Here is a 12456-nt window from a genome sequence, read left to right on the forward strand (position 1 = left end):
GCCTATGGACCTTACAGGTTCTATCTATGACAGGCGCATAGACTACACTACCTACACGGTATCAAGGACCGGGCTTGATCTCATACTTTCCAGAGAACTTGCGGAATTCTGGAGAGTGAGCGGTGGTTTTAGCTTCCAGAAAGTAAGATACTCAAACATATCCCCTGATGCATCTGTAGCCATACAACAAGAGGCTGGAACGAGACAATCAAGGAAAATACTTTTTGGAATAACTAGGGATACTAGAGACAACTACTTGTTTCCTACAAAGGGCGCTCTTACGGAACTTTCCTACTCCGTTGCTGTACCTGTGCTTGGAGGTACGGAAAGGTTTAATAAGGTTACCTTATCCCACCAAATGTTTATGAAGGATACCCTTTTTGATACTGGACTTATATTATCTCTAAAAGGTGTTGTGGGTATGGCAGAGCCTTACGGTGGAAAAACTGTTCCCCTTGATGAGCGCTTTTTTGTAGGTGGTGATTTTACTATAAGAGGTTACAAGTACGGGTATGCGGGACCTTTGGATCCAAATACTCATGACCCTATAGGAGCCAACAGAGAGCTTATACTCTCCGCAGAGCTAAACTACCCTATATACAAGAATATTCTTTATGGTGCAGTTTTTTACGATACAGGCTTAGGTGCAAACAGCTGGAAAGACTTTAAACCGCAAAATTTCCGCAGTGGCTTTGGTGTAGGTATAAGGTTCATTACACCTTTCGCACCCATAAAACTTGACTGGGCTTTCAAGACAAAGAAAGTACCTGGAGATACTTCAAGAACCAAGCTTCACTTTGTGTTAGGAGTTTTCTTCTGATGATACCAAGAGTATTAACCATCGCAGGATCAGATAGTGGGGGAGGTGCAGGTATACAGGCTGATATAAAAACTTTCACAGCTTTAGGTGTTTATGGCATGAGCGCCATAACTTCAATCACCGCTCAAAATACCGTTGGTGTTTTTGAGATTTACGACCTTCCACCTTCAATGGTTTACAGACAGATAAAGGTAGTTGTTGAAGATATAGGAGTTGATGCTATAAAGACTGGGATGTTATCTTCTGAGGACATAGTGCGAGTGGTTGCGAAAGCTGTAAAGGAACTCAACTTAAAACCGCTCGTTGTAGATCCCGTAATGAGAGCCAAATCCAAAGATCCTTTACTAAAATACACAGCGAAAAAAGCGTTAATGGAGGAGCTTATACCTTTGGCGACTATCGTAACCCCTAACCTTTCTGAAGCTCAAGATATGTGCGGTTTTGAGGTAAAGACTCTGAAGGATATGGAGAAAGCATGTAAAGTTATACACTCTCTCGGCGCAGACTACGTAGTTGTCAAAGGAGGACATCTTGAAGGCGATAAAAAAACCGACGTTTTTTATGATGGGGAAAACTTTTACTATTTGGAGGGAAGGGGTGTTCCCACAAAAAATACGCATGGTACAGGCTGTACCTTTTCATCGGCTATAGCGGCTTTTTTAGCAAAAGGCGAAGATCCTCTGCAAGCCGTTAAAAAAGCTAAGGAGTACATACAAGGAGCTATAGAGCATAGCCTTTCTCTGGGACAAGGGTATGGTCCTCTAAATCACATGTGGATGTTTTACAACTTATAATTTTTACCATGCGTACGGTAGATGTAAGTTCAAAACCCCTAACTCTCAGAACAGCTAAGGCATACGGCAGGATAAGACTAAAACCTCAGACAGTAAAAGCTATTTTGGAAGGAAAGATCCCAAAAGGAGATGTATTGCAAGCCTGTAAGCTCGCAGGCATTACGGGAGCAAAAAAGACACATGAGCTTTTACCTTTCTGTCATCCCTTAATTTTTCAGCATGCACAGATGGAACTTCAAGTAAAAGAAGATCTTATAGAAGTCTATTCCTTTGTAAAAGGAATAGAGAGGACGGGTTATGAAATGGAAGCTCTTACCGCAGTGATGGCTTCCTTGCTCACCATATACGATATGTGTAAAGGGCTTGACGATAGTATGATCATAGAAGAGGTAAAGCTCTTAGAAAAATCCGGTGGCAAGTCCCAGTGGGAAAAAATGCTAAAAGGTAAAAGTGTGCTTGTGTTGGTGCAAAGAGAGTTTTTCGACCTTATCGCTAATTATCTCAAAAATTTAGATCCTGAGCGCTTGATCACAACTGATGAGGGTCAAGTTTGTCACCTTCTTATATCTACATACGAAGTTAGCTTGAAAGAGGAGTTTTATGCGCTAAACACCGTCGTAAATCAAACGCTTTTTAGTTTGTTACCTTCTCGCGTGAGGAAGGGAGCGCTTTTAGGTAAAGATGAAAAGGGACGTACCGTAATATGGCTTGAACCTTCAAAAGAAGTAATATCAGCCTTCTTTGAAAACTTCTCGCATCTTCTTGGGGCTTGGGTAGATGAATAGTGGCGATATTTACAGCTGGCTACTTTTGAAAGCTATAAAAGGTTTGGGAGAAAAAAGCATAAAGAGGCTCTACTTAAAATACAGAGATCCCAAACTGATCCTTGAATTGGATATTCAAGAGCTTGCACAAGTTATAGGGCAAGAAAGATCTCAAAAGCTAAAAAAGCGAGAGCTTTCCTTTGATCCTGAAAAGGTTCTCTACAGCGTGGAGCGAGAAGGTATTTTGTGTCTTAGCTTTTCGGATAAAGAATACCCCGAACTTTTGAGAGAAATAGAAGACCCGCCTCCAATTCTGTTTTGTCGGGGAAGTTTAAAATCCCACCCTCTTGTGGCTGTTATAGGTACTAGAAGACCTGAATACTACAGCGTGAGTTTCACGAAAGACGTGGTAAAACAGCTTGTGGAACTTTCCTTTGGAATCGTTTCCGGTGGTGCAAAAGGCATAGATATGCTGTCTCACAAATACTGTGCGGAATTTGGTGGATACACACTTTGCGTACTTGGTATGGGTATTCTCCGTTCACCTAAGGAACTTGAAAACCTTGTGGTGAAAAATGGAGCTTTGATCTCTGAATTTCTACCAGAGGAGAATCCTAATGCCTTTACCTTCCCAAGAAGAAATAGAATAATAAGTGGTGTATCAAAATCAGTTTTTATAGTGGAGGCAGGGATAAAGAGCGGTGCACTCATTACGGCAGAGTACGCCAATAAACAGAAAAGACCTGTATATGTTCACATAGGTGTGGGAAAAAGCAACAGGTGGGATGGTTGCGTGAAACTCCTTAACGAGGGGAAGGCAAAATTTTTTAGGGATGTGAAAGAGACTCTCGGAGAATTTAATCCTTTCGGAAAAGAAGAAGATGAGTTTTTAAGTTTGCTTGTGAGTCCAAAAACTTTTGAAGAACTTATCCTCCTTTCCGGGCTTGATGCAAGAGAGCTAAGCGCTAAGCTTACGACGTATGAACTAAGCGGTAAGATAAAAAGATTAGGAGCTTACTACAGGCTTACCTAAGTATCTTCATCACCGTACATGTAGAAGAACCTCCCCTTTATCTCTTGCGCCCTGGGTCCTGTAAGCTTGTTAGCTACCAAATAAGTCTCTGCAGGCAACTCCTCAAAATCTACATCCTTTAGAAGTTGTCTTGTCCAAGGTGGAATCCTTAAGGTAAAAGCACCTACCCGCTTGGCAAGAGATGACAAAGCTCTCCCCATATATTTTAATCTTCCTACATAGTCGTAAAGTTTTGGAGGATCCGTATCCCTTCTCAAAAGCAAAAGAGCCTTAGGCGTAAAAAGAGAACCATACATAAAAAAGGAAAAATCGGCACCCGGCATGTTAGATCTCCATTCTAAAACGGTTCTATTCCTCACATTGAGTATGAACTTTCGGTCTTTCATACCGTTCCACAGAAAATTTGCCAAGGATGGATCTTTCACCTCTTCCAACCTTTCGTAAAACCTCATATCTCCTCGCTTTATTAAAAGCTCCGTAGCGCTCTCAACATCTTCGTATATTCCAAGCCTTAAGGCTACAAGCCTTGCCCTTTGCATGGGAAACCCATATCCGAAATATATAACCCTTTTTCCCTCTATCGGTAAATAATTGTTTATGAACTCCTTTACGAGTTTTGCAAATACTCCCTCCTTTTTAAAAAGTCCCCTGTAATTTGGGTGAACCATGCTGTCAGATATTACCGCGGAGATGACTTCCTTTCCGAAAAAGAGACATCTTCTTGGGACAGCGCCGTAGTGGGCAATTATTCTCCCTTTATCTTCGGCGACGTAAACCATGGTTCCCAAACCGTGCGCCTTGTATTTCCACTGCCACAGCTCTTTGCTCATTTCCTTTCCAAAAACCGTTCGGAAAAGTTCCCGTATACCTTCTTCGTCACCTTCCATGTAGGGTCTTATCTCCATCAGAGTCCCTCCGAGAGGCTAAATACCGCCAATATCATAGAGAAGACTATCATCCCAACTACCAAACCCATTATCAGTATTATGGCAGGCTCAAGAAGGCTTATGAACCTCCTTACCAAAGTTTTAAATTCTTCGTTGTACGTTGTGTATATTTGATAAAATGCTCCTGCTAATTCACCAGTATGCTCACCTACCGCAACTATCTCCGTTACCATATCGGGAAATATGCGATGCAGTTTCATAGCTTTTGAAAGTGAAGATCCTTTCACCACATCGTTACGCACAGCCATTAACGCATCCCTCATTTTGAGTGTGGCAGGTACATTGCCTGCAAGGTCAAGGGCGTGGTTGAGCGTTACACCACCTTTCACCAAGGTATAGAGAGTTTGAAAAGTTCTTATAAGTTCAGTGTTCAAGAGAAGTTTTCCCAAGAGAGGAAATTTGTATAGAAAACTTTCAAGCTTTAATCTCTGGTTTCGGTTTCTCAACGCGTATCTTATATAAACAAAAAGTAAAAGGAGGAGAAAGATCGCACCTACTATCAGGTAATTTATTATATCAGTGAAGAAAAACATTATTTTTGTGAGAAGTGGAAGCTTCACATCAGTACTTTGGAAAACGAGCTTGAACTTGGGAACCACGTACGAGGAAATGATCAGTAGGGAAAACAGTGAAACTCCAAAAACGAAGGATGGATACATCATAGCGGTAACTACGCTACTTTTAAGTTCATTCTCTTCCCTTATAAAATCAAGTATTAGACTGAGGGTTTCTTCTAAGCTTCCGCTCTCTTCTGCCGATCTCACCATCTGTATATAAAAGTCAGGAAATAGGTTTGACAGGCGGAGAGCCATACTGAGTGTGCTTCCGGCTCTGATTTCGTCATAGACTTTCAGGAGCTTTTCATGATATTTCTTTTCCCTTTCGGCTATGAAGATTATGGATTTGTCTACTGTAAGACCAGATCTAAGTAGCTGAAGCAAGTTTGAGGTAAACCTTTGAAGAAATTTGGCATCTCTACGTGATTCTTTCAGACTTACTTCCTTCAAGCTTAGCACTTTAACGCCCTGAGCTTTTAGCTTTGATACCGCTTCCGATTTAGTATCAGCCTCCAAAAGACCTTCCACGAGACTTCCGTTATAAATGCCTCTGTAAGAGAAAACCATGCTTTCTTGAATATTATACCGCTTAAGAGTGATATAATAAAGCCTTATGGAATACGCCTTTTTTGAAGGAAAGATATTACCGGTAGAGGAGGCAAACATAAACATAAAGACAAACTCCTTTCATTACGGAACTGCGGTTTTCGAAGGTATAAGAGCTTACTGGAACGAGAAGGAACAACAGCTTTACATACTCTTCGCAAGGGAACACTATATTAGACTCCTTAAAAACGCCAAAGCCATGTTTATGGATCTTCCTTATTCGGTAGAAGATCTTGTAGAAATCACAAAAGAGATACTGAGAAGAAGCGAGATACGGTGGGATGTTTACATAAGACCCATAGCTTACTTTAAGGATCTCGCCCTAACTCCCAAGCTTTTGGGATTTACCCCGGATATCGCCATATACACTTACAACTTCGGAAGATACTTAGATACATCAAAGGGTATAAGGGTAAAGGTATCCTCATGGAGGAGAAATGACGATAATGCCATACCTTCAAGATGGAAGGTTGCCGGAGCTTACGTTAACAGCGCTCTTGCCAAAACGGAGGCACTTCTTGCAGGATACGACGAAGCTATAATGTTAAATCAGCACGGTTTTGTTGCAGAAGGTTCGGGTGAAAATGTTTTTCTCATAAGAGGCAGGAAGGCTATAACCCCCTCTTACTCGGAACATATCCTTGAAGGTATCACAAGGAGCGCAGTAATAAGACTCTTGAAACAGGAGCTTGTTATGGAAGTTGAGGAAAGACCTATTGCCAGAAGTGAGCTCTACACCGCGGATGAGCTTTTTATGACAGGCACAGCGGCTGAAGTAACTCCCATAGTGGAAGTGGACAACAGAAAAGTGGGTAACGGAAATGTGGGAAGTATAACCAAAGAGCTTCAGGAAATTTACTTTAATGCTGTGAGAGGAAACATAGAAAGATACAAAGTCTGGCTGACGCCCGTTTATGAAAAGTGAAACTTTTGAGGAGTTTCAGAAGGTAGCTGATGAGCTTTTAAAAGTGAATAGATTGTCTGGAAGTGAGGGAAGTGTTCTTACCAAGAAAAGAATAAAGAGATTTCTTGGAGAAAGGGGTATAAAGTATTCGGAAGAATTTTTCCACGTAGAGAAGCTCTTTCCGGTAAAGGCAAGTATTGAGGTAAATAACCTGACTATTCCTTGCGTGCCGTATATAGGAAGTCCGAGCGGGAGGTATGAAGGGTACGCCAAAAGAGATATCATAAAAGGAGATATTGCCCTGGTAAAGGTTAGTGAGGAAGCGATAAAAATTCCTCAGGCTAAAGATAATGGAGCAAAGGCTGTAATAACCTATATGGAAACCTTGAACACTCACTATTACGGTATTGTAAGTGAAGGAGATTTCCCGGTTGTGAATGTCAAGAAGGAAGCTATAGAGCGCATAGAGGATGCTTACGTAAGGATCACAGTGGAAACCAAAAAGGAAAAGGTTCTCTGTAGCAACATACTCTTTGAGATAGGTAGAGGACCTATAGTGTACTTAGTTGCACACACGGACACAAAACCCGGTGTGTTTGGAGCTATAGATAACGGGATAGGCTTTCTTCTGCTTTTGTTTATAGCGGATGAACTTAGAAAAAACTACAATCTTCCATACAGGGTAAGATTTCTTTTGACGGATGCCGAAGAGCTGGGTCTTGAAGGTTCAAAATTCCACATTGGTATGGGTGTAAAGTACGCTTACCATTGCATAAATGTGGATGCGGTCGGTTGGTACCATCCTGCAGTCATATACAAAGACGCGGAAGGTTACAACGGAGATAAGCTGATGGATATGTTTGCGAGGCACATTCAGGATATGAAAGTATCTGTGGATTTTAGATGCTCACACAGAGCGAAGAGCGATCACATACCCTTCAAAAAGGCAGGACTGCAAACCTTATTTTTGAGTTCCAACCCATTCACCATAAGGCACACCTTATACGACAACTTGGATGCGGTAAACTGGGATATTGTCCGTATGTGGTACGAGCTTATCTTATCCTTTTTGAGGAGGTTTCACAAATTATGATATATATGATCTTGATCATTATACCCTTCCTATCCTGGGGTCAGACTCTTCACCTTCTGGAAAAAAAACTTGAGGGAATAAAGACCCTCAAAGTCTCTTTCATTCAAAAGGTGTCTTACTCCTGGTATCCAAAGCCGGATGTGTCTAAGGGTTTCTTCTACGCACAGAGAGGTGGTAAGTTCAGAATAGAGTATGAACAGCCAGAGCGCATGACCATAGTATCCGACGGTAATGATATACTCGTTTATTATCCTAAGGAAAAAAGCGCGATCATGGATAGGGTAGAAAATAACAGATCGGCGGTTGTTGAAGCCCTTTTCCTTCTCTCAAAGCCGTTGAGCGATGTTTTTGATCAGGTAGGAGAGATCAAAAAAGAAGCAAATACCACACTTGTTCTAAAGCCCAAAATTAGAGATGACAATTTTTACAGGATTTACGTGGAGCTTGACGATGAACTCAACATAAGAAGTGTGAAAGTTGAGGATAAAGATGGAACGACTACTACCGTAGAGTTTTTAAGCATAAACAAGAACTTTTCTCCATCAGAAGATCTTTTCAGAATCAAGCTACCTACAGGTGTTAAGGTAAACAGGCTATGAAGAAGCAAGCTTTAGAACTATCCATAGAAAAAGCTTCTGAGAAAGACATACAACAGCTTGCACAGATCTATTTGGAAGGATATAAAGGTCTTGAAGAATACTCTTACACTCACATGGATGATGTCGTAGCTTATCTTAACTGGCTATTCAGGAGGGATATTGCTGGTATATTCGTGGCAAAGCATAGAGGGAAAATCATAGGATTCGTTGCGAGTGACGGAAACTGGTTTAGTAAGAGGGAGGGAAAAGTGGTAGGTGCGATCCATGAGCTTGTCATACATCCAGAATATAGAAGTAAAGGGGTGGGAAAGGCTCTTATGGAAAAGGTAATGGAGTACTTCAAAGGTAGAGGGCTTGATACGGCTGAACTTTGGGTAGGTGAAGAGAACTACGAGGCCATAAATTTTTACAGATCTCTTGGTTTTGAGAGCAGAGACAAGTTCAATTACTGGATAAGAATGACAAAAAAGCTGGATAATTAACCTATGGGGGAGCTTTTGGAGAAACTGAGAAAAGCGGTGATGTCAGCTCAAGAAAGTGTCAAGATAGTATCCGCATGGATAAGGGGTGACATCCTTGAAGACTTACTCAGAAGTGTAAAAAAAGGTGTGAAAGTGGAAGTTTTTGTAAGGGTTGGGGAAAGGAAGGATATGGATATTACGGATTTCAGAGTTTTCAGAGCTATCAGAGATGTGGGAGGAAGCGTATACTTAAACCGAAGGCTTCACGCCAAATTTATGATAATTGATGATAAAAAAGTCTTCGTTGGATCTGCTAACCTCACTTATTCTGGTACGCGAGAGGGGAACTTTGAAGCTGTCATCGAGCTGACCGATCCGGACAAGCTTAAAGAAATTTTTGAGCTTTATGAGACATTAAAGGGAGAATCAGAAAAGATAGATCCGCATACAGTTGCGGTAGTTGTTTATTCCGAAAACTCCACATCATCGCACGCCTTACTCCTTGAAGATCTTCCTGAACAGTGTTTTCTTAAAACTCCCACCGAAAGGGGTATTATGCTTTGCAAGTTGATATCAGTAAAGACGGTAAGTTTTGATGAGAGCGCACTTTTGGGAAAGGTTATAGATAGGGATTGGACAGTAGCTTTTGTAAAAGCTTACACCAACGAAATAGGTGATATAAAGCTGGGAGAAATTAAGGTACTGTGCGAATATAAGAAGATTAGGGGAGAAGAAAAGGAAAGCTATTTCGGAGTACCTCTCAAACCGCTCAAGGTAGGCACACAACTTCTCAAGGTTCAAGGAGAAGATCCGGACATGCAAGCAGTCATGAGTGTGAACCTATCGGGCTACCCTATGGATAAGAAGGTTTACGTAGGGAGGATGTTGAATACAGAACTGGATGTTTATCTTGATGTTGCGAAGGTATCCAGTATGCATATGGCGGTCATAGGCACTACGGGTGCAGGAAAAACGACCTTTGTAAGAAGACTCATAGAACATCTGAAAAACGATGATATCAAACTCTTTATCATTGACGTCTTTGGAGAGTATTACGAAAGACTCAATGTGGATAAGGAAAGGCTACAGCACGTAAAGATACCTTATACTCTCTTCCCCATTCACGCTGATGATATAAAAGACCTTCTGAGATCTTACGGTGTTGGTATAGGAGAAAAGACAGCTGACGAAAGATCTCTCTTTATGAGCCTCAGAAAGTTTTTAAAGCCGGATCTTGAACTCATAGGCTACAAAGAGAGAAGCCTTGAGGAACTTCTCAAATTATCCGCACCGCAGTCTCTGAAGGGAGAAGTGGAAGACTTTCTTACAGTGCTGAAACGTGATTTCGGAGAGGATTCTGTGAAGAATCAGAGGGATGTTTATTTTATGCTTCGCGATGGCTTAAGCTCTAATAAAGATATAGTCATATACGATCTTAAAGAAGTGCTAAACCTTGACGCGAGGATAAATCTTGTGGGACTGCTTATGAAAGAGATCTTTATACTTTCAAGGCTTGACGGTAAAAGGAGAATTATAGTCCTCGAAGAGGCTCACAACTTTGCGCCGGAGAGAGGAGCTTTGGAAATCCCTTTCGGTAGAGAAAACCTCTCATACACTATGACCAAGAGAATAGCCCTGGAAGGCAGAAAGTTCGGAGTAGGTCTTATAGCTGTAACACAAAGACCTGCCAACATAAGCAAGTATGTACTGTCTCAGTTAAACACTCAGGCTGTATTCAGGCTTATAACAAAAAACGACCTGGATGCGGTCTCCGTGTTTTTTGGTGAATCAGATATGGAACTTTTAAGGGTACTACCGTCGTTAAGACCTGGTACACTTTTTTTAAGTGGTCTGGCTGTTCCTTTTGGTATGCTCGTAAACATAGAGCTTTAAAAATGATATAAAATACCGCTTTATGAAGCTGTTAGCCCCTTCCATACTTTCTGCCGATTTTTGGAGATTGGGTGAGCAAGTGGAAGCCATAGTTAGAGGAGGTGCTGATATTATACATTTTGATGTTATGGACGGACACTTCGTTCCCAACATAACCTTCGGTCCCGTGCTTTTAGAGAGCATAAAAAGACACTGTCACTTACCTCTTGACGCCCACCTCATGATAGAAAATGCGGATAAATACATTCCCGAGTTTGTAAAAGCAGGAGCTGACTGGATCAGCGTCCATATTGAGAACAACCCCCACATACACCGAACGCTACAGCTTATAAAGGGTCTCGGGGCAAAAGCTGGCGTGGTGATAAATCCAGGTACATCTTTGTATGTAATAGAGGAGGCGCTGTATTATGCGGACTTTGTCCTTTTAATGTCCGTAAATCCAGGCTTTGGAGGACAGAAATTTATTGAAAGATCCTTAGACAGATTGAGAAAGCTCAGACAGATGGTAAATAGCATAAATCCGAACATACTTATAGAAATTGATGGTGGTATAAAGGAGGATAACGTGTCGGATCTGGTGAGAGCAGGTGCCGATGTTTTTGTTATAGGCTCTGGCATATTCTCATATGAGGATGTTGAGGAACAAACAAGAAGGATAAAGAAAAAACTCATCTCTTTAGAGGCAGTATGAATCTTTGCAGATCAAACACATTAAAGGCTAAGAAAACCTCCTTTATGTATTTTTTCCTGTTGCCGTCGTATGTGTCCCTCAATAAAAGCCCCAGGCTCCAGCATGCACCCGTGTAATCTAACCTTACCTGTCTCAAAAGGTCCTTGTTTATCCTGTTATCGTGTATAAGCCCCAGATTCACATTCATGTGCTTATAAAGGGAGTTAGCAGATATAAGGGTCTGATCTGTCAATCTATTGCCTAAAAAATCCTTTGATTGCACGTAACCTAAGGTAAGATTTGAGTTTTTAAAATTTAGGTTCATATAGCTCGTGTTATTGAGAAATCTGGAATTGTTTGGATCGTACAATATGTCACTGTTTATGCTCATAAAGGGTAAAGGAGAAAAGGATACTATGCTTCTCAAAGGCATTAAATTTTTATTCACAACATTTTTTGTAAATGCGAGGTTGGGTTGCCCACTAAAGGGAAGGGACAGGATATACTGATAAGGTGCGTAGGTAAAGCTTCCCAAGAAACTATATCCCCCCTCCAGATACCAGCTGAGTAAGAGTCTTCCGCTGTAAAAGGTATAGTTTCTGAAAGAAAACTTCACTTGGTTCTCTTTGTCTATACTGTCAAAGTTATCAAACCTCGGGTTGTTGTAACTCTTTGGTCTATAACTGTAAAATACTTCAAACACGTTCTTAAGATCAAGCTTCCCCCACCTTTTGTCAAAAAATAGAGGGAGTCGCTCAACAAAGTGAAATGTAGAAAAGCTTTTATCCATACCAGTGGAGTTGGAATTCAGGTAAAGACCGTTTTCAAAGGTAAGAGTAGAGTAAAAGGTTCTACCGAGAAGATTTACAGGCAGAGCAAATTCTGGAAAAAGGATCATTCTACCGGCTCTTGGTCCTGTATCTCTGTAAAAATTTGTGTAACCTAAGGTAGCGTTGAAGTACAGGTTCTTGAAAATTTGGGTATCTTTGTAATAGAGACCTATCTCCGGTAGTCTTTGAAGAGTTTGTTTGTTATTGGGTGATGTTGTATCGTAAAATTCCCTCGCATTAACTGTAAATAGAAACTTGTCACTTTCTTTTACATAAGAGATGTAGGATGTCAGATAAGGTACAGTCCTGTCTTTTGTATGCAGATAAACATCTTGAAGAAAGTAAGGATCAGATAAGGTATCCACCCCCGCTTTAAAACTACCTAAACTCAGATCAAACTTCAATCTGTATCTGTTTTCCCTGAAAGTGGTCATATCTCTACCTTCCCACCACTTGCCGGGAGGTGTAGGCTCTTTGTAAATACT

Annotated in this window: 13 protein-coding genes; 10 read left to right on the forward strand and 3 right to left on the reverse strand. The window is 41.1% G+C overall.

The genetic code is table 11. The features are described from left to right. The 4 genes from ABWK04_02005 to dprA all read left to right on the forward strand — a co-directional run. On the forward strand, positions 1–820 hold an 820-nt coding region (locus ABWK04_02005; GenBank protein MEZ0360661.1), incomplete at its 5' end, for a BamA/TamA family outer membrane protein. Positions 821–822: 2 nt separating this feature from the next. Continuing rightward, on the forward strand, positions 823–1614 hold the full coding sequence (thiD, locus tag ABWK04_02010; protein ID MEZ0360662.1) for a bifunctional hydroxymethylpyrimidine kinase/phosphomethylpyrimidine kinase: 792 nt from the start codon (positions 823–825) through the stop codon (positions 1612–1614). An 8-nt stretch (positions 1615–1622) separates the two neighbouring features. Next, complete coding sequence (gene moaC, locus ABWK04_02015) at positions 1623–2399, forward strand: cyclic pyranopterin monophosphate synthase MoaC (GenBank protein MEZ0360663.1); 777 nt, start codon at positions 1623–1625, stop codon at positions 2397–2399. Next, positions 2392–3411: a DNA-processing protein DprA gene (dprA, locus tag ABWK04_02020; GenBank protein ID MEZ0360664.1), complete on the forward strand. Its 1020-nt coding sequence runs from the start codon at positions 2392–2394 to the stop codon at positions 3409–3411. Before moaC ends, dprA begins: the two co-directional genes overlap by 8 nt. Here the strand turns inward: dprA and ABWK04_02025 are convergent. Both ABWK04_02025 and ABWK04_02030 read right to left on the reverse strand, forming a co-directional pair. After that, positions 3408–4316 carry a GNAT family N-acetyltransferase gene (locus ABWK04_02025; protein MEZ0360665.1) on the reverse strand — a complete coding sequence of 303 codons (909 nt, stop codon included), beginning with the start codon at positions 4314–4316 and terminating at the stop codon, positions 3408–3410. The genes dprA and ABWK04_02025 overlap by 4 nt on opposite strands. Beyond that, positions 4316–5482, reverse strand: a complete 1167-nt coding sequence (locus tag ABWK04_02030) for a type II secretion system F family protein (GenBank protein ID MEZ0360666.1) — start codon at positions 5480–5482, stop codon at positions 4316–4318. Before ABWK04_02030 ends, ABWK04_02025 begins: the two co-directional genes overlap by 1 nt. A 46-nt stretch (positions 5483–5528) precedes the next feature. Between ABWK04_02030 and ilvE the strand changes: the two genes are divergently transcribed. From ilvE to rpe, 6 genes are read left to right on the forward strand one after another with little or no spacing between them, the layout of a single operon-like run. After that, positions 5529–6446 (forward strand): branched-chain-amino-acid transaminase, encoded by a 918-nt coding sequence (ilvE, locus tag ABWK04_02035; protein MEZ0360667.1) that lies wholly within the window; start codon positions 5529–5531, stop codon positions 6444–6446. Next, a complete protein-coding gene (locus ABWK04_02040; protein ID MEZ0360668.1) occupies positions 6436–7518 on the forward strand; it encodes a M28 family peptidase in 1083 nt (360 codons plus the stop codon). The genes ilvE and ABWK04_02040 overlap by 11 nt, the downstream gene beginning before the upstream one ends. Then, positions 7515–8117: an outer membrane lipoprotein chaperone LolA gene (gene lolA, locus ABWK04_02045; protein MEZ0360669.1), complete on the forward strand. Its 603-nt coding sequence runs from the start codon at positions 7515–7517 to the stop codon at positions 8115–8117. Before ABWK04_02040 ends, lolA begins: the two co-directional genes overlap by 4 nt. Continuing rightward, positions 8114–8599 (forward strand): GNAT family N-acetyltransferase, encoded by a 486-nt coding sequence (locus tag ABWK04_02050; GenBank protein ID MEZ0360670.1) that lies wholly within the window; start codon positions 8114–8116, stop codon positions 8597–8599. Before lolA ends, ABWK04_02050 begins: the two co-directional genes overlap by 4 nt. A 3-nt stretch (positions 8600–8602) precedes the next feature. Then, positions 8603–10471 (forward strand): DUF87 domain-containing protein, encoded by a 1869-nt coding sequence (locus ABWK04_02055; protein MEZ0360671.1) that lies wholly within the window; start codon positions 8603–8605, stop codon positions 10469–10471. 22 nt (positions 10472–10493) lie between these two features. Continuing rightward, positions 10494–11162, forward strand: coding sequence for a ribulose-phosphate 3-epimerase (rpe, locus tag ABWK04_02060; GenBank protein ID MEZ0360672.1), 669 nt, complete (start codon positions 10494–10496; stop codon positions 11160–11162). Here rpe and lptD read toward each other — a convergent pair. Beyond that, positions 11140–12456 (reverse strand): LPS assembly protein LptD (lptD, locus tag ABWK04_02065; GenBank protein ID MEZ0360673.1); only part of this gene is annotated, 1317 nt, incomplete at its 5' end. The two genes, rpe and lptD, sit on opposite strands and share 23 nt — an antisense overlap.

This window comes from Hydrogenobacter sp., from assembly GCA_041287335.1.
Classification (GTDB): Bacteria; Aquificota; Aquificia; order Aquificales; family Aquificaceae; genus Hydrogenobacter.